The 17,183-nt window shown below is 27.8% G+C and carries 15 protein-coding genes and 2 pseudogenes; 3 read left to right on the top strand and 14 right to left on the bottom strand.

The window, feature by feature from the left end; all coding sequences use genetic code 11:
- Positions 1 to 42: 42 nt before the first annotated feature.
- The 7 genes and pseudogenes from metK to ABXT63_RS07095 form a co-directional block, all read right to left on the bottom strand.
- The gene (gene metK, locus ABXT63_RS07125) at positions 43 to 1,212 is read right to left on the bottom strand and encodes a methionine adenosyltransferase (RefSeq protein WP_415320864.1); all 1,170 of its coding nucleotides are present in this window, start codon (positions 1,210 to 1,212) and stop codon (positions 43 to 45) included.
- Positions 1,205 to 2,536, bottom strand: a pseudogene (gene lnt, locus ABXT63_RS07120) (apolipoprotein N-acyltransferase); the annotation flags it as partial. The pseudogene lnt and the gene metK, both read right to left, overlap by 8 nt.
- A gap of 204 nt (positions 2,537 to 2,740) precedes the next feature.
- On the bottom strand, positions 2,741 to 3,211 hold the full coding sequence (gene ybeY, locus ABXT63_RS07115; protein WP_415320863.1) for an rRNA maturation RNase YbeY: 471 nt from the start codon (positions 3,209 to 3,211) through the stop codon (positions 2,741 to 2,743).
- Entirely contained in the window at positions 3,204 to 4,205 is a 1,002-nt protein-coding gene (locus ABXT63_RS07110; protein WP_415320862.1) for a PhoH family protein, read from the bottom strand. Before ABXT63_RS07110 ends, ybeY begins: the two co-directional genes overlap by 8 nt.
- 3 nt (positions 4,206 to 4,208) lie before the next feature.
- Positions 4,209 to 5,574 (bottom strand): annotated as a pseudogene (gene miaB / locus ABXT63_RS07105) (tRNA (N6-isopentenyl adenosine(37)-C2)-methylthiotransferase MiaB).
- On the bottom strand, positions 5,552 to 5,962 hold the full coding sequence (locus ABXT63_RS07100) for a Fur family transcriptional regulator (protein ID WP_415320861.1): 411 nt from the start codon (positions 5,960 to 5,962) through the stop codon (positions 5,552 to 5,554). Before ABXT63_RS07100 ends, miaB begins: the two are co-directional and overlap by 23 nt.
- 8 nt (positions 5,963 to 5,970) lie before the next feature.
- Positions 5,971 to 6,357, bottom strand: a complete 387-nt coding sequence (locus tag ABXT63_RS07095) for a peptidase M22 (RefSeq protein WP_415320860.1) — start codon at positions 6,355 to 6,357, stop codon at positions 5,971 to 5,973.
- Positions 6,358 to 6,364: 7 nt separating this feature from the next.
- On the opposite strand from ABXT63_RS07095, the gene ABXT63_RS07090 reads away from it, so the two are divergent.
- On the top strand, positions 6,365 to 6,925 hold the full coding sequence (locus ABXT63_RS07090; RefSeq protein WP_415320859.1) for a polysaccharide deacetylase family protein: 561 nt from the start codon (positions 6,365 to 6,367) through the stop codon (positions 6,923 to 6,925).
- Between the two features lie 436 nt (positions 6,926 to 7,361).
- Here ABXT63_RS07090 and ABXT63_RS07085 read toward each other — a convergent pair whose 3' ends face one another.
- The 4 genes from ABXT63_RS07085 to murJ are packed head-to-tail and all read right to left on the bottom strand — an operon-like array spanning position 7,362 to position 11,607.
- Positions 7,362 to 8,477, bottom strand: a complete 1,116-nt coding sequence (locus ABXT63_RS07085) for a glucosaminidase domain-containing protein (RefSeq protein WP_415320858.1) — start codon at positions 8,475 to 8,477, stop codon at positions 7,362 to 7,364.
- Between the two features lie 5 nt (positions 8,478 to 8,482).
- A complete protein-coding gene (locus tag ABXT63_RS07080; RefSeq protein WP_415320857.1) occupies positions 8,483 to 9,025 on the bottom strand; it encodes a NifU family protein in 543 nt (180 codons plus the stop codon).
- A 52-nt stretch (positions 9,026 to 9,077) separates the two neighbouring features.
- Positions 9,078 to 10,079, bottom strand: a complete 1,002-nt coding sequence (trpS, locus tag ABXT63_RS07075) for a tryptophan--tRNA ligase (protein WP_415320856.1) — start codon at positions 10,077 to 10,079, stop codon at positions 9,078 to 9,080.
- Between the two features lies 1 nt (position 10,080).
- Entirely contained in the window at positions 10,081 to 11,607 is a 1,527-nt protein-coding gene (gene murJ, locus ABXT63_RS07070; RefSeq protein ID WP_415320855.1) for a murein biosynthesis integral membrane protein MurJ, read from the bottom strand.
- Positions 11,608 to 11,657: 50 nt separating this feature from the next.
- On the opposite strand from murJ, the gene ABXT63_RS07065 reads away from it, so the two are divergent.
- On the top strand, positions 11,658 to 13,946 hold the full coding sequence (locus ABXT63_RS07065; RefSeq protein WP_415320854.1) for an NADP-dependent malic enzyme: 2,289 nt from the start codon (positions 11,658 to 11,660) through the stop codon (positions 13,944 to 13,946).
- On the opposite strand, the gene ABXT63_RS07060 is transcribed toward ABXT63_RS07065, so the two are convergent.
- Entirely contained in the window at positions 13,943 to 14,536 is a 594-nt protein-coding gene (locus tag ABXT63_RS07060; RefSeq protein WP_415320853.1) for a BON domain-containing protein, read from the bottom strand. The two genes, ABXT63_RS07065 and ABXT63_RS07060, sit on opposite strands and share 4 nt — an antisense overlap.
- Positions 14,526 to 15,389 (bottom strand): 16S rRNA (cytidine(1402)-2'-O)-methyltransferase, encoded by an 864-nt coding sequence (gene rsmI / locus ABXT63_RS07055; protein WP_415321978.1) that lies wholly within the window; start codon positions 15,387 to 15,389, stop codon positions 14,526 to 14,528. Before rsmI ends, ABXT63_RS07060 begins: the two co-directional genes overlap by 11 nt.
- A gap of 32 nt (positions 15,390 to 15,421) precedes the next feature.
- Here rsmI and ABXT63_RS07050 point away from each other — a divergent pair, with 32 nt between their 5' ends.
- Positions 15,422 to 16,573: an ABC transporter substrate-binding protein gene (locus tag ABXT63_RS07050; protein WP_415320852.1), complete on the top strand. Its 1,152-nt coding sequence runs from the start codon at positions 15,422 to 15,424 to the stop codon at positions 16,571 to 16,573.
- Here the strand turns inward: ABXT63_RS07050 and rdgB are convergent.
- Positions 16,557 to 17,159 (bottom strand): RdgB/HAM1 family non-canonical purine NTP pyrophosphatase, encoded by a 603-nt coding sequence (gene rdgB / locus ABXT63_RS07045; protein ID WP_415320851.1) that lies wholly within the window; start codon positions 17,157 to 17,159, stop codon positions 16,557 to 16,559. The genes ABXT63_RS07050 and rdgB overlap by 17 nt on opposite strands.
- Between the last annotated feature and the right edge of the window lie 24 nt (positions 17,160 to 17,183).

Here is a 17,183-nt window from a genome sequence, read left to right as displayed (position 1 = left end):
GTAAGGGCAATATATAAAGAATTTTTTTTAATACAATAGTAACTATTTAGAAAAAACATCCTTTTTATCAGTTTTTTCCCATGAAAATGAGCCATTTGCTTCTGGTGCTCTTCCAAAGTGACCATAAGCTGCTGTTTTTTCATAAATAGGTTTATTTAAACCCAGCATTTCTCTTATTCCTCTTGGGCTTAAATCAAAATTTTCTGAAATTTTTTCTGTAACAAATTTATTTTTTTCTAAATCATTATCAAAAAGGTCTACATAGATCGACAAAGGTTTAGAAACTCCAATTGCGTAAGCTAGTTGAATTAAGCATTTTTCAGTAATGTTAGAAGCAACAATATTTTTTGCTATATATCTTGCAGCATAAGCTGCTGATCTATCTACTTTAGTTGGATCCTTACCAGAAAAAGCTCCACCACCATGTGGTGCTGCTCCACCATAAGTGTCCACAATAATTTTTCTACCTGTTAAACCACAGTCTCCATCTGGTCCACCTATTACAAAATTTCCAGTTGGGTTTACATAAAATTCTTTTTCATCAAAATCTTTTAAAAAAATTTCTGGAATAGATTTTAACATATAAGGTGTTAATAACTCTCTTACTTTAGCTTGATTTATATCTGCAGAATGTTGAGAGGATATGACAACTGATTTTACTTTAGTTGGTTTTCCATTAATGTATTCAAAGGTAACCTGGCTTTTTGAATCTGGTTCTATATTTTTTAATATCCCAGACTTTCTGTCTTCTGCCATAAGTCTTAAAATTTTGTGCGAATAATGAATAGGTGCTGGCATTAATTCCTCTGTTTCGTTACATGCATATCCAAACATTATTCCTTGATCTCCAGCCCCCTCATCTTTATTACCTAGAGAATCTACACCCATAGCTATATCTGCAGATTGTGAATGAAGATGACTTTCTACCCTTGTCGCTTCTCTCCATGTAAAACCTTCTTGATCATAGCCAATATCTTTGATGCAATCTCTAACTTTTTGAATAAGGTCTTTCTCTTTAATCTCTGGACCTCTTACTTCTCCAGCAAGAACTACTTTGTTTGTTGTGGTTAGCGTCTCACATGCAACTCTAGAAAAAGGATCTCCAGCTAGGTAACTGTCTACTACCATATCTGAAATACGATCTGATACTTTGTCAGGATGACCTTCTGAAACTGACTCACTAGTGAATAAAAAATTTTTTAAATTACTCATGCTTAAGTCTATTAAATGAAAAAATGAAAAAAATATATATTAAAGTTAATATTAAAAAGACTTTATTCCCATGTAACATAAAAGGTGTAGATTTAACTAATTTACTCTTAGATAGCTCTACGTAACCTGTTGATCCAAATTCTACTTCTTGTTCTATAATTCCCATAGGATTAATAATTGCAGAAATTCCATTGTTTGTAGACCTAATGATATATTTGCCACTTTCAATAGATCTAAATATACTGTGCGAGAAGTGTTGCTTTGGGCCTATAGAATTTCCAAACCAACCATCTTCTGAAATATTAATTATATAGTCAAAATTATTCTCTCTAGACAACTTACCTGAATAAATTATTTCGTAACATATTAAAGGAAGTAAATTTAAATCAATTTTACTATTTCTTACATTAAGTGGAATCCTCCTTTCCCCACTGGAGAACGATTGATAACTATTAGTTACTGTTTTAAGGCCTATTAAACTAAAAATACTTTCAAGAGGGATAAATTCTCCAAATGGTACCAAATTAACTTTATTATATTTTGCAATAATATCTAGCTTGTAATTAAATACAGCCATTGTGTTATAAAATAAATTTTTATTATTTTTTGTCTCTATGCTATTTATGCCCATGATGATTAGGTCATCTTCTCCAAATTTATTTAAAAATAAGTTTTTATAAATACTCATGTCTCTTAAGTAACTGTCAGGAATGATACCTTCTGGCCATAAATATATTGTAGGCTCTATTTTTGATGGGGCACTTAGCTCTATAAGCTCATTAATTATTTTTAACTCATCTTGTTTTGAATAAAATCTATTTAGACTTATATTTGGTGATATTGCTTTAATTACATAAGAGTTTTTTACACTTTCTAGTGAACTAAAATTATCATTTTTTATTTTACCAAATATTAAAAAAGCAGCAGATACTAAAATAAAGAAAGAACAAATTATAATTTCTGTTCTGCTGTTTCTTAAAATAAATAAGGCAGGGATAGTAAATAAAGAAATACAGATTAAATTAAAGGAATAGGTTCCAATAATAGAAAGAATTTGAATAAAATAAATATTGTTTGAAAAACTAAATGAAATTAAATTCCAAGGAAAGCCTGTAAGTATAGAACCCCTAATAAATTCAATTATCCCAAATAAAATTGAAAAAATTAAGAACGAACTAACCACATTTTTTGAATAAAGAGTTGAAAATAAATAAGTGATTAAGCCATAAAATATAGCTAAAAAGGCTGGCAATAAAATTATAGTAACTGGAATGAGAAACTTAAAATCCTGATCAAATGTCAATGAAATTGATATCCAATATAGACTAAATAAAAAATATCCAAATCCAAAATACCATCCATATTTAAAAAAAGATTTAGTATTAGATGTTTCTTTTTTTTATTAAAGATAAAAATAAAAAATAATGAAAAAGTAATAAAATTAATTATAAAATAATTATATGGTGGTAGACTATAAGAGCTTATTGCTCCTAAAAAAATAATATAAAATGAATCTAAAAAATTTTTTTTAAACAAGTTTGACAATTTTTTTTTCAATAGTTTGATAAATTTTTTCTTCTTCAATTATCATCTCTTTAAAATCTTTTAATTTAATATGGTCATAGCCTAATAAATGAAGAAAACCATGAATAAAAATCTTAGTAACTTTGCTCTTAAACTCTATAGTGCTTAAAGCTTTTGGTTTATTCATAAACTCATAACTAATAACAATATCTCCGATATAAGATAATTTTTTTATATTAATTTTTTTTTCAGAAGGAAAAGATAAGACATCTGTTGATTTATCTTTATTTCTAAATTTATTATTTAATCTTTTAATATTTTTATTATTTGAAAGTAAAATAGTTAAACTTATCTTTTTTTTAATAAACCTGTATTCCTTGGGAAAACCTTTCACCAGAGTGTTAAAAAAAATGTCAGGCTTTTTAATTTTTTTTCTCCAAAGATTGCTCTCAGAGATTACATCAATGCTAATCATTTTCTTGATCTGAATACGCTTTTACGATTTTTGAGACCAAGGGGTGTCTAACTACGTCAGAATGATCAAAATCTACTACTGAAATTTCGTTTAGATGTCCTAGTAGTTTTTTAGATCTATTTAATCCAGACATATTCTTTTGAGGTAAGTCAATTTGAGATGGGTCTCCATTTATAACTATTTTCGAATTTTCTCCAATACGTGTTAAAAACATTTTAATCTGTGTATCTGTTGCATTTTGTGCCTCATCTAAAATTGCAAAGGAGTTTTTTAAAGTCCTACCTCTCATAAATGCCAAAGGTGCTATTTCAATGTCTCCAACCTCAATCATTCTTTGAATTTTTTCAAAGTCAAAGAGATCATATAGAGAATCATATAAAGGTCTTAGATAAGGGTCTACTTTTTCTTTCATATCTCCTGGTAAAAAACCTAATCTTTCACCAGCCTCCACTGCTGGCCTTGATAAAATAATTCTTTCAATCTTTTTATCGAGTAACAATGTCAGGCCAACTGCAACAGCCAAAAATGTTTTACCTGTTCCCGCAGGACCAGCTGATATAATAATATCACTTTGCCTTAAAGCTCTTACATATTCTTTTTGTTTTTCAGACCTAGGAATAACTGATTTTTTTGGAGTTTTAATTATGTCTGAAATATTATTGTTTTTTACTTTTTCTTCGATCATAAATTTATCTACTGAAGAGATTATATCTTTTTTTTCTATACTACCATTAATCATAAACTGGTTGGCTAAAAATTGAATTGCATTTTTTGCAATTACATTCTGTTCTGGTGTTGCTTTTATCAAAATAGAATTACCTCTAGAATATAGATTGGTATTGGTAATTTTTTCTAGTTCTTTTAGATTTTCATTAAATTCACCAACTACACCCATTAACAAATCATTATCTTGAAATATAACGCTCAAAGAGTTGTTATCAGAATAAACAAATTTTAAAGTGGAATTAATTTTTTTTGAAATTACGTTGTTCAACTTTTAGGCTACCTTCTGTTTATAATCTTCCTGAAGTTTTCCAAATAAACTATTTTGATTACTGCTAGTTATTTCTATCTTTACAATCTTTCCTATACAGTCAGTATTGCCATCAAAAATAACAGATGTCATATATTCCGTCCTACCAAATAGTTTAATTCCATCTTTCATTTTGTTTTCGACTAAAACATTAAGAATCTTGCCCTCTAAAGATTTATTTTTATTTATCTGATTTTCAAATAATCTCTTTTGTATTATTTCTAATCTTTCTTTTGATTTTTTTTTATCAACCAATTTTAGATTCGCAGCCACAGTGCCCGGTCTTGGGCTAAAAATAAAAGAATAAGAGTTGGAGAATTTTATTTTTTGAATTAACTCCATTGTTTGTTCAAAATCATTATCACTTTCTTCTGGGTATCCAATAATAAAATCACTTGAAAACTCTATATTGGAATTAATCTTTTTTAACTTTTCATAAATTATTAAATATTCTTCAATAGTGTGCTTTCTATTCATTAGTTTCAAAATTTTATTTGATCCACTCTGAACTGGTAGATGAACTAAAGGCATTAATTTGGTTAATTTTTTATAAACATTTATTAAATCATCAGTCATGTCTTTAGGGTGAGACGTAGTATATCTAATTCTCTCCAGCTCAGTAAAGCTTTCTAGCTCCAACAATAAATCGGATAACCTAAATTCCTTATTTTTTCCTTTATATCTGTATGCATTAACATTTTGACCTAAAAGAATAATTTCTTTAGCGCCACTTTTAACTATCTCCTTGGCCTCATTTATAATTTGATCAAATGGTCGAGAGTATTCGGGGCCACGTGTATATGGAACAACGCAAAAATGACAGAACTTATCACATCCCTCCTGGATTGTTAAAAAAGAAGATACTTTACTATCTTTATTTTTAATTTTACTTAAATAATTAAACTTTGAAATTGTGTCAAAATCAGTTTCTTCTTTTTTTTTTATTATTTATATGTTCTTGTATGATGTTATTAATTTTATGATACGACTGTGGTCCAATAACTATATCAATATAAGACTCTCTCTTTAACATTTCTTGATTTTCTGCTTGCGCAACACATCCAGCTACAATCACAATTGGTTTCTTTTTTAATCTAAAAATCTTTTTTACTCTTCCAATTTCGTGATAAACTTTTTCTTTTGCTTTGTCTCTTATGTGACATGTATTTAAAAGATAACAATTTGCATCTTCATACTTATCTGTTTTTTCAAAACCTATTTTTTTAACTGTATCAAATATACGATTTGAATCATATTCATTCATTTGACATCCAAAAGTTTTAATAAATATTTTTTTTAACATTAGATTAGGGTTTCTTTTTAACTCCATATAATTCTAATTTGTGGTCTACTAATTGATATCCATATTTGTCTGCAATTTTTTCTTGTAACTTTTCAATTTCTTCATCGACAAACTCTATAATCTCGCCTGACTTAACATCGATTAAGTGATCGTGATGACCTTCGTTTAACTCCTCGTATCTAGCCTTTCCCCCTTTAAACTCATGTTTTGCTAAAATTCCAGACTCTTCAAATAATTTTACTGTTCTATACACTGTTGCAATACTAATTTTTGAGTCAATTTGTGAAACTCTATTATAAAGTTCATCTACATCAGGATGGTCATTTGACTCTGACATAATTTTAGCAATAATTTTTCTTTGATCTGTAAGCTTTACTCCTTTAGCTAAACATTTTTGTTCAATATTTTCTGACATAGTTAATTTTAACTTAAATAAATAGGATTAATCAAATTCTTTTTAATTTTATATTTTACACATAATTGGGGCACATCTACATATTTGGTAGTCTTAGATTCTTTAAAATCATCAAAACTAAAGCAATAATAGTCAATTTTTTTTGTCAAAAATAAAGCTTTCACTGTTGATAATGAGTTTCTAATACCCGCAAAGCTGCCTGGGCCTCTATTAACATAAATAGCTTCTATATCATCTAGAGAACATTTCTCATTCTTTAAAAATTCATTAATTAAAACCATCAATTTTTCAAAATTGATTTTACTATTTTCATGACTACAAGTATAAAGATTTCCACGAACAATGATCGTTAAAAAAATTTTATCTCTAGTGGCGTCTACTATTAAATTATCCATTATAATATTGTTATTTAGTTTTAATTCTAAAGCAGAAGAAAAAAATATCAAATATTATTCTGATGATAAGGGTATTCTTTCATTAATGTATCACAGGTTTGATGAAAATAAATACCCTTCAACTAATATCCAAATGGATATTTTTAAGAAACAGATCAAAATAATTAAGAACTTAAAATATACTTTTTATGACCCAAAGAACTTGGAAGAAAACTTTTATACCCCAAAGATAGAAAAGAAAATACTTATCACTATAGATGATGCATTCTCCTCATTTTATGAAATTGCCTGGCCCTATTTAAAAAAAGAAAAAATCCCTTTTATTCTTTTTGTTTCAACCGAATCTGTTGGAAAGAATGGATACATGACTTGGAATCAAATTAAAGAATTAGAGAAAGAGAGCGCAGTATACATAGGTAATCATTCTCACTCTCATAGCTATTTAGTAGATTTAAAAAATAAAGAATTTATACAGGATATTGATACATCATCCTCTCTCTTTAAAGAAAATCTAGGATATAATCCTATTTTTTTTCTTACCCTTTTGGAGAATATAGTACATTTATAAAAAAATATATTTCTAAAAATTTTAAATTTTCTTTTGGTCAACACTCTGGAGTAATTGATATTAATAAAGATCGATATGAACTACCAAGATTTCCAATTAATGAGAAGTATGGTGATCTAAAAAGATTTGAATTTTTAATCAATCTAAATCCATTACAATATAAATTTTTATATCCAATTGAAAAATATTTAAAAAATGATGATAACCCTCCAAATTTTATAGTAGAATTTTTTGATGAACAAAAAAATATAAATAATATTAATTGTTTTTCTGATGAGGGTGATAAATGGGAAAAGTCTAATATTGATTTTAATCAAAACACATTAAGTTTAAACTTTAGGGGGCAGTTTAATTTTAGAAGAGGACGAATAAATTGTTCACTTAACGATAGTGGAATATGGAGATGGTTTGGAGTTCAGTTTTCTATAAACCAAGATTAAATTAAACTTTCCAAATCCATACTTGAAGGCAACAACTTAGCATCATCAAAATCTGTTAAATTATTTTGTCTTATTATTTGTTGTAGGATTTTTACATATTCTTTACCTGTTTCTGCATATTTATCTAAATATTCAGAAAGAATAACACCACTTAGTTTTTTTTCTTCATCTCTCAATTCTGCTCTAGCAGCTCTGAAATCTTTATAAGAAGAATGGGTATTTAAATTTCTTTGATATGCTTTGACAGATGCTTGTAACACTTTAAATTTCATAACCTTATGAGTGGTGTTATCATCTGCATCTGAAGGCTTTATTCCTTCACCAGACCAAGTCCATTGACCAAAAAGTGCGTTACCTTCTTGTGCAAATCTTGATGTACCCCAACCAGTTTCTTTCGCAGCTTGTGCAATAGCCATAGAAATTGGAACTTCGTCCATTCTAATCTTTAATGTTGATAAATCTTTATTTACTACTCCGTATTGTTTGTATTTAGAATTTAACCAAGTATTTTCAGCTTTAGTATTCTTGTTTTTATTTAAAATACTAAAAAGTTTTTTTCTATCAAGTCTAATATTATCATTTTCCTCAATTATTAATGGCAAAATAATTTGAATAAAAAGGTCTTTTCTTTTCTTTATGTTTTCTATTTTTTTAATCTCCCCTGGTAACAATGTAAGTGAAATTGGTTTGACCAATTTATTTTTTCTTACATCTTCTAGATTATAATCAGTCGATTTAAATAATTCTTCAATTGTTGATGCACTCAATCTTACAGTATCGGTAGGTTGTTCATCAAATTGTAATACATCTTCAAATAAAAATTCTTGATTTAGTTCCTCATCTAACTTTGCTTCTTGATTATCTAATAGTTTTTTTAAGTTATTTTTTGAGTTATTTTCGAAATTTTTAGAAATTAATCTATTTTTTTCAGAAAAATCTGAAATTACAGGAATAATAATAAAAGTAGAAATTATAACAAGGCTAGATAAAAATGTTCTTGATAAAAGATAAAAAGTTGCTTTTTGTTGATTGTCTTTTTTTTTCTTAAATACTACAAAACCTTTTTTTTTTAAATATTTTTTAATTTCTAAAATCGAGATTTTTTTTTCCACAATAATTATACCGCAACAACTTCTTTTACTTCAGGAAGATAATGACATAAAAGATTTTGGACACCTTGCTTAAGCGTCATGGTTGAGCTTGGACATCCAGAGCAGCTTCCTTGTAATTCTACCTTAACAACACCATCTTTAAACTCTTTAAATTTTATATCGCCTCCATCTTTTGCAACAGCTGGCCTAATTTTTGCTTCTAAAATACTTATAATTTTTTTTTCGATTTCATTATGTTCTTCTTTTTTTTTCTCAAATAATTCATTTGCAATTACAAATTTTTTTCCTGTTAAATAAAAATCATTAATTAATGAAATTACTATGTGTTTAATATCCTCCCAAATTACTTCTTCTTTCTTATTTATAGATAAAAAATCTGCCCCTAAAAATACTCCCGTTACTCCATTAATAGACAAAAGATTTCTTACTAATTCACTGTCTGTATCTTCTTTTTTTGTTACTTCAAAAGAACCTTTATTAGATACATTTTTACCAGGTAAAAACTTAAGAGAATTTGGGTTTGGTGTTATTTCAGTTTGAACAAACATGCATTTATATATAAAGGTAAATATCAAAATTTAAACTAATTAATATATTTTTTTAAAAACCTACTAATTCTTTAATTTCTTTGATTTTTTTTGAGGCAATTTTGTCTGCTTTATTGGATCCTTCTAATAAAATTGTATCTAAATACTCTTTGTTATCTAATAATATTTTGATTTCTTTTGAAATTGGCTCAATTTTTTCAATTAATATTTCTGACAATTTACTTTTAAACTCAGAAAAGTTTTTTCCATTAAATTCATTTATAGAGCTTTCTAAATTCTGATTTTTTAAACTTGAATAAATTCCCAATAAATTTTCTGCTTCTGCCCTTTGAGCTAGGCCTTTTATTTCTCTGGGTAAAGGTAATGGGTCTGTTTTTGCTTTTTTTATTTTATTTAATATTTCCTCTTTATTATCTGTAAGATTAATTCTACTTAAGTCTGAAGGATCTGATTTGCTCATTTTTTTTATTCCATCTTTGAGACTCATTATCCTAGAAAATTGTTTTTGTATTAAAGGTTCAGGTACTTTCAAAAAATTCATTACGTTAAAATCATTATTAAATTTTTGTGCAATATCCCTACAGAGTTCTAAGTGCTGTTTTTGATCATCCCCAACAGGTACATGAGTTGCATCATAAAGTAGAATATCTGCGGCCATTAAAACTGGGTAGGAATAAAGCCCAATACTAGCTTTTTCTTTATCTTTTCCAGCTTTTTCTTTAAATTGAGTCATTCTATTTAGCCAACCTATTTTTGACACACAACTTAAAATCCAAGCAGCTTCCGAATGAGCTGAGACCATTGATTGATTAAAAATTATACTTTTTACTGGATCGATCCCACATGCAATAAATGTTGCTGCCGTTTCTCTTATATTTTTTTTTAATTCTTTAGGATCTTGTTTAACAGTTATTGCGTGAAGATCTACTACACAAAAAATACATTGATTTTCTTTTTCATTCTGAAGTTCTACAAAATTTTTAATTGCACCAAGATAGTTTCCTAAATGAAGGTTTCCTGTTGGTTGCACTCCTGAAAAAATTTTTTTACTCATACTAATAGTTTAAATTAATATCGCTTCTTTTAAAAGCCTTGATTAAAATTGCAATTAAAAGATAAAATATTAATCCCAATATTACTGCGCCAACTAGATATATTACTTTGAAGCTTGCTTGATAAATCAGCTTGTCATTAAAAAAATAAATTACGTAATTAAAAAATATCCCCATTAATACTGTGGCAATTAAAATTTTAATAAACCTATCTATAAAAACCAAATTAAAACTGAATAAGTTGTTTGTTTTTAAAAAAATAAATAACAAAATAGCATTAAACCAAGATGATATTGTGGTGGCTATTGGTATAATCAAGAATCCAATTTCTTTAAAAAAAATAATACTAATAAAAACATTCAACAAAATAGAAATTAAAGAAATATAAAAAGGTGTTTTTGTATTATGTCGTGCAAAAAAAAAGGCAGAAAAAACTTTAATAAGAGAAAATGATGGTAATCCGATTGCAAAATAAAATAAAGCCTTTGCAGAATTTTTAACACTTAATTCGTCAAATGAACCATATCCAAATAAAGAAGAGATAATTTCTTCAGATGCAATAAGCAATGCTGTTGCCGCTGGTATACTTAAAAACAAGCTAAGCTCTAAAGCTTTATTTTGAATCAAGTTTATTTTGTTTTTCTTTTGACTTTTAACATATTTAGATAATTGAGGTAAAATAACTGTACCAATAGCAATTCCAGCAATAGCTAGATTTATTTGATAAACTCTATCTGCATAATAAAGGTAAGAAACTGCACTAGCTTGAAATGATGCTATGATAGTACCTATTAAAATATTTATTTGAGTAACACCAGAAGAAAAAATACTAGGAAGTAATTTTCTAAAAAAGATTTTAACTTTATTATCAATTTTAATTGACAGCTTAATTTTTGGAGAAAAGTATTTTTTTGTAAAAAAATATAAAAAAATAAACTGTAAGATACCTGATGCAGTCACTGCATAAGATAGGTAGTACACTAGCTTATCATTTAAAATTTTTCCAAATAATAATACTCCGATTAAAAGAATATTTAAGATAATTGGTGTTGCTGAAGCTACGGCAAACTTATTATGTGTATTTAGAATAGCAGAGAAAAAAGATGCTAAACTTATAAATAATAAAAAAGGGAAGGTAATTCTTGTCAGCATTATAGCTAATTCCATTTTTTGTGAATCACTCTCAAATCCTGGAGCAATCAGAAATACAAATAATGGCATTAGTATTTCAATTACGATAACTAAAAAAAATAATCCCAAAATAAGTAAATTAAAAATATTGTTAGCAAAATTTTCTGAGTGTTTTTTATTGTTTAATAGAAATGAATAGCTAGGAACAAATGCAGCATTAAATGTTCCTTCTGAAAATAATCTTCTAAATGTGTTTGGGATTCTAAATGCAACAAAGAAAGCATCTGCCAAAGGTCCTGCACCAAGAAACACGGCTATCAATATGTCTCTTAGGTATCCTAATAGTCTGCTTATTATTGTAAAAAAGCTAAATGTGCCTGTTGACTTAATGAGGTTCATAAATCATATTAGTCATAAATAAGCTCCATTTGTATATCTAAATACCATAAATGAAAAAAACTAAAATAGACCATTATACTGATAAAGAAGCTTTAGAATTCCATACCCTGAATAAACCTGGAAAAATTGAGATAAATTCTTCAAAACCAATGACGACTAAAAGAGATTTGGCATTAGCTTATTCTCCAGGTGTAGCAGTTCCCGTTCAGGCTATTTATGATGATCCAGAAACTGCCTACGATTATACTTCCAAAGGAAATCTAGTTGCAGTGATTAGTAATGGTTCTGCAATTTTAGGTATGGGTAATTTAGGTGCATTAGCTTCAAAGCCTGTCATGGAGGGAAAAGCAGTTTTATTCAAAAGATTTGCAGATATAGATTCTATAGACTTAGAAATTGATTCCCAGGATGTAGACGAAATCATTAACAGTATAAAAAATTTTGCATGTAGCTTTGGTGGAATTAATTTAGAAGATATAGCTGCCCCCGACTGTTTTGTTATTGAAGAAAAATTAAAAGAAATTTTAGATATTCCAATTTTTCATGATGATCAACATGGTACAGCAATAATAACTACTGCAGCATTACTCAATGCTTTAGACATAAGTGGAAAATCAATAAAAGACATTAAGGTTGTTGTAAATGGAGCTGGTGCTTCTGCAATTGCTTGTACAAATTTATTTAAGAATAGTGGCGTGCCAAATGAAAATGTAACTATGCTAGATCGTAAAGGGGTAATTTATAGAGGAAGAGCAGAGGGTATGGACCAGTGGAAATCTGTCCATGCAATTGATACAAAAAATAGAACCCTAGAAGAAGCCATCAGTGGAGCTGACGTATTTTTAGGATTGTCTGCAAAAGGAGCTTTAAAAAAAGAATTAGTAAAAACTATGGCTGAGAACCCAATAATTTTTGCTTGTGCTAATCCAGACCCAGAAATAACTCCTGAAGAAATAATGGAGGTAAGAAATGATGCTATTATAGCAACGGGAAGATCTGATTATCCTAATCAAGTAAATAACTTAATTGGTTTTCCATATATTTTTAGGGGCGCTTTAGATGTTAGGGCAACTACAATTAATGAAGAAATGAAAGTAGCTGCTGCAAATGCTATAGCAAAACTTGCAAGAGAAGATGTGCCTGATGAAGTTGTTGCAGCAATGGGTGGTGACCGCCCTAAATATGGAAAAGATTATATAATTCCATCTACTTTTGACCCAAGATTAATTAGTGTAATTCCTGCTGCTGTTGCAAAGGCTGCAATGGATAGTGGTGTTGCAAAAAAAAATATTAAAGATTTTGAGATTTATAGAGAACAACTTAAACAAAGGCTTAATCCATCCGTTACTATTATGCAGGGTATTAATTCTTATATTAAAAAAAATCAAAAAAGAATTGTTTTTGCGGATGGTGAGGACGAAAACACCCTTAAAGCTGCAATAGCATTTAAAAATTCAAAATTAGGAATTCCAATTTTAGTTGGAAAAAAAGAAAAGATTAAAGAAAGAATAAAAGAAATTGGTTACGATGAAAATTTTAATATTGAGGTAATAAACTCTCAGGACTCTGAAAAAAGAGAAAAGTATGTAAATTTTTTGTTTAAAAAGATGCAAAGAGAACAGGGTCTACTGGAAAGAGACTGTGATAGGCTTGTGAGAAACGACAGGGTAATATGGGCTTCTTGTATGGTAGCATGTGGGGATGCTGATGGTGCTGTGACTGGAAACACTAGAAGGTTTGGATCTTCCTTTGAAAAAGTTACACAAGTTATAGATGCTAGGCCAGGAGAGATTATGTTTGGTTTAAATATGGTTGTTGCAAAAGGGAAAACTATTTTTGTTGGAGATACTAGTGTTAACGAATATCCAAGCTCAGAAGAGCTTGCTGAAATTGCTATATCATCTGCAAGGGTAGTTAAAATGTTTGGCTTTGTTCCAAAAGTTGCTTTTGTTTCTCATTCAACCTTTGGTCAACCTCTTACAAGTAGAACTAAACATATAAAAAAAGCAGTTGAAATTTTAAAAGGTAAAAATGTAGATTTTGATTTTGATGGAGATATGCAACCAGATGTTGCTCTTAACGAAGAGTATAAAGAGCTTTATCCTTTTTCCAGTATAGTTGGAAATGCAAATATTTTAATAATGCCAGGACAGCATAGCGCTGCTATTTCATATAAAATGATGAAAAGTTTAGGTGATACAAAAGTGATTGGACCCCTACTAATTGGTTTAGGTCAGCCTATAGAAATAGCTCCCTTAAGATCTTCCACATCAGAAATAATAAACTTAGCTTCTGTTGCTGCTTACTCTGCTGATGTAATCGATTATATAAAGAATTAATTTTTTTGAATTCTTAGATCTTCAACCAAAACTATACTTTCTATAACAGCTTTAACATCAAGTATTTCTTTAGCTTCACTTATAACTTCTTTTCTTTCATCTGCTGTTAGAGAAATTCCATAAATAAATATTTTTTTCTTATAAGTATCTATTTGATAATTACTTGCCTTAATTTTTTTATTAAATATTAGAGCTGTACGCAATTGAGAGGTTATTAACAAATCTTTAGCTGATTGTTTAAAATTGAAATCTTCTTTTAACTTGATATCATTCTTGACTGACCTGGCCCCTTTTGTTTCCCATGCTAATTTTGTAATTTGAAGCTTTTCTTCAGGATCTTCAACTTTTCCTGTTAAGAAAATTCTACCATCTAAAACCTTTGTGCTTACAGATAATAAGTAATTTTTATCTCTTAGTACCAATCTTGCTGCTAAGTTTTTTTGCATTACAGAATCATCTATTTGAGTACCTAAAGATCTTGGGTCTAGAGCAACACTGACACCTGTTCCAAAAATACCTTTTGAGCTTATTCCAACGCACCCTGCAATGGTTATAAAAATTATACTTATTAAAAAAATTCTACTTTTCATTTTTCAGTTTTAAACAATAATTATAAATTTCTTTTTTAGGTACATTGGTATTTTGACTAATCAAATCAGTAATATCTTTAATACTTAATTTTTTAATCATTTTTTGAATATTTTTTTTATCAGATTCTTTAAGAATTATCGAAGAGTTTTTTTCTTTAAGCTTTTCAGAAATAACAATAGTTAGCTCTCCTTTTGGGTCAGATTCAAAAGGTTCTAAATTGTTAATATCTGATCTAATATATTCCTCATAAAATTTTGTCATTTCTCTACATATTAAAATTTTTCTACCTGAAAAATAAAGCCTAATGTCTTTTATAGATTTATTAAATTTTCGTGGGGATATAAAAAAAACAATACAGCTATTTAGATTTGCTAATTTTTCAAAATCCTCTTTTAACTTATTATTTTTCTCAGGAAAAAATCCATAAAAAAAATACTTTTCATTAAAACCACTGACGGAGACGGCAGTTGAAACAGCTGATGCGCCAGATATTGGAAAAATATCAATTTTATTTGTCACACACTCATTAATTAATATTGCTCCAGGGTCAGAAACTGAAGGAGTTCCAGCATCAGAAATTAGTGACACGACAGATTCTGATTTTAAAATATCTATTATTTTTGACAGATTTTTTTTTTCATTAAATTTATGATTTGAAATTAGCTTTGACCTAATTTCATACCTATCTAATAAATTTTTTGAGGTACGGGTATCTTCACATAGTATATAGTCTGATTTTTTTAAGACATCTAGAGCTCGTAAGGTAATATCACTTAGATTTCCAATTGGTGTAGCAACAATATACAGACCACTTTTGACTTTATTATATTTATTTTCAGCTTGTAGAATCATCACAATTTAATCATTATAATAATAGCATTAAAATGAAGAAAATTATTAAAATTATATTACTTTTAGCTTTAACTTATTCAGTTTCAGCAACAAAAATCATTGCTAGTGAAAAAATTAAGATTGGATTACTTGTTCCATTAACGGGTAAAGATTCTGAAATTGGTAAATCTATAATTAAATCTACTCGACTGGCTATTAATAAAATAAATAACGTATCGATTGAGATTATTCCTAAAGATACTCAATCAAATCCTAAGAGCACCTTAGTGGCAGCAAAAGAATTGGCAAAATTAAATATAAAAATAATTATTGGTCCAGTCTTTAATGAAAATTTAATTTATCTTGATGAATTATCTGATATAACTTTTTTATCGCTGACGAATAAAAATAATAATTTTTCAAAAAATATTATCAATGCTGGCATTAATGCTACTTCACAATTAAACACCATTAAAAAGTTTCTGGAGTTAAACGAAATAAAAAAGACTATTTTTTTAACTCCAAATATAAATTATAAAAATGAAATTAAGAAAGCTATTTCCTTTTCTAAAATAAAAATAATAAAAAATTATACTTACAATACTGACCCTACTAAACTTACCCAGCAAATTGAAAAAATTACACGTTACAATATAAGAAAGCAAAATCTTGAAGATGAGATAATCAGATTAGAAAAATCAGATCAAAGTAACAAAGAGTTATTAATTGAAAAATTAAAGAAAGCAGATACTCTTGGCAGTGTAAATTTTGATTCTATAATAATTGCAGACTTTGATGAAAGTTTAAAAAGTGTTACAACTTCTCTATTATATACAGATATATCACCTAAAAAAAAATATTTCATAACTCTCAATCAATGGTTTGATAAATCACTACTTGAAGAAGCTAGTGCACAACCTCTTTATTTTCCTTCTATAAATAAAAAAAATTATGAAAATTTTTCAGCAGAATATTTTGACAAATTTAATCAGTATCCGAATCAATTATCTTTTTTAAGTTTTGATTTGGTTGGACTGGTTTATTATCTAATTCTTCAAAACAATTCTATTATTGACAAAAATATATTTACTAAAAAAACTTTATTCAAAGGAAAAGTTGGAATTTTTGAAATAAAAAACAATAAAATTAATCATATCCTCAATTTTTACAAAGTTGAAGATGATAAGTTTAAAAAAATTTTTTAATTTTTTTAAAAGCTTTAAATCTGTGATCTATCTTATATTTTTGAGATGCTTTCATTTCTCCAAAAGTAACTTGTTTTCCTTTAGGTATAAAAATAGGGTCATAGCCAAATCCATTCTCTCCTTTTATAGAGGGTGAAATGTATCCCTCAATTTTGCCAACAGAATTTATTGTTTTTTGATTAGGTCCATAAATAGTTAAGGCGCAAATAAATCTAGCTTTAATTTTTTTTATTCTCCAATTTTTGTCTTTTTTATTTAATTCTTTGAAAACTTTTTTTGTTGCTTTAACAAAGTCTCCTTTTTTTCCGCCCCATCTGGCTGAATAAATTCCTGGGGCTCCCTCTAAAACATCAATCTCCAGCCCTGAATCGTCTGATAAGCAAATCATTTTTGATTTTTTTGAAAAATACCTAGCTTTAATTAATGAATTTTCTTCAAAAGTTTTTCCATTTTCAATGGGACTTTTAATTTTAAAGTCAGATGTAGAATAAATTTTTAGGTTTTTAGGTAATAAATCCCTAATTTCCTTCAATTTTCCAGTATTATTTGTACCTACTAATATTTTTGTAATTTTTTTTTTTAACATCTAGCAATTAACAAATTTCATACC

The organism is Candidatus Pelagibacter sp. Uisw_092 (genome assembly GCF_047729545.1).
GTDB lineage: Bacteria > Pseudomonadota > Alphaproteobacteria > Pelagibacterales > Pelagibacteraceae > Pelagibacter.
The sequence above is the reverse complement of the archived record's forward strand: the minus strand, read 5'-3'. Positions and strand labels throughout refer to the sequence as shown.

Bases quoted from the DNA above. Each gene is read 5' to 3' on its own strand.
- ABXT63_RS07100 (WP_415320861.1), bottom strand. From the start codon at position 5,962: ATGTCAGAAAATATTGAACAAAAATGTTTAGCTAAAGGAGTAAAGCTT.
- ABXT63_RS07080 (WP_415320857.1), bottom strand. From the start codon at position 9,025: ATGTTTGTTCAAACTGAAATAACACCAAACCCAAATTCTCTTAAGTTT.
- ABXT63_RS07065 (WP_415320854.1), top strand. From the start codon at position 11,658: ATGAAAAAAACTAAAATAGACCATTATACTGATAAAGAAGCTTTAGAA.
- metK (WP_415320864.1), bottom strand. From the start codon at position 1,212: ATGAGTAATTTAAAAAATTTTTTATTCACTAGTGAGTCAGTTTCAGAA.
- rsmI (WP_415321978.1), bottom strand. From the start codon at position 15,389: ATGATTCTACAAGCTGAAAATAAATATAATAAAGTCAAAAGTGGTCTG.
- murJ (WP_415320855.1), bottom strand. From the start codon at position 11,607: ATGAACCTCATTAAGTCAACAGGCACATTTAGCTTTTTTACAATAATA.
- rdgB (WP_415320851.1), bottom strand. From the start codon at position 17,159: ATGTTAAAAAAAAAAATTACAAAAATATTAGTAGGTACAAATAATACT.
- trpS (WP_415320856.1), bottom strand. From the start codon at position 10,079: ATGAGTAAAAAAATTTTTTCAGGAGTGCAACCAACAGGAAACCTTCAT.
- ABXT63_RS07060 (WP_415320853.1), bottom strand. From the start codon at position 14,536: ATGAAAAGTAGAATTTTTTTAATAAGTATAATTTTTATAACCATTGCA.
- ABXT63_RS07095 (WP_415320860.1), bottom strand. From the start codon at position 6,357: ATGGATAATTTAATAGTAGACGCCACTAGAGATAAAATTTTTTTAACG.
- ybeY (WP_415320863.1), bottom strand. From the start codon at position 3,211: ATGATTAGCATTGATGTAATCTCTGAGAGCAATCTTTGGAGAAAAAAA.
- ABXT63_RS07050 (WP_415320852.1), top strand. From the start codon at position 15,422: ATGAAGAAAATTATTAAAATTATATTACTTTTAGCTTTAACTTATTCA.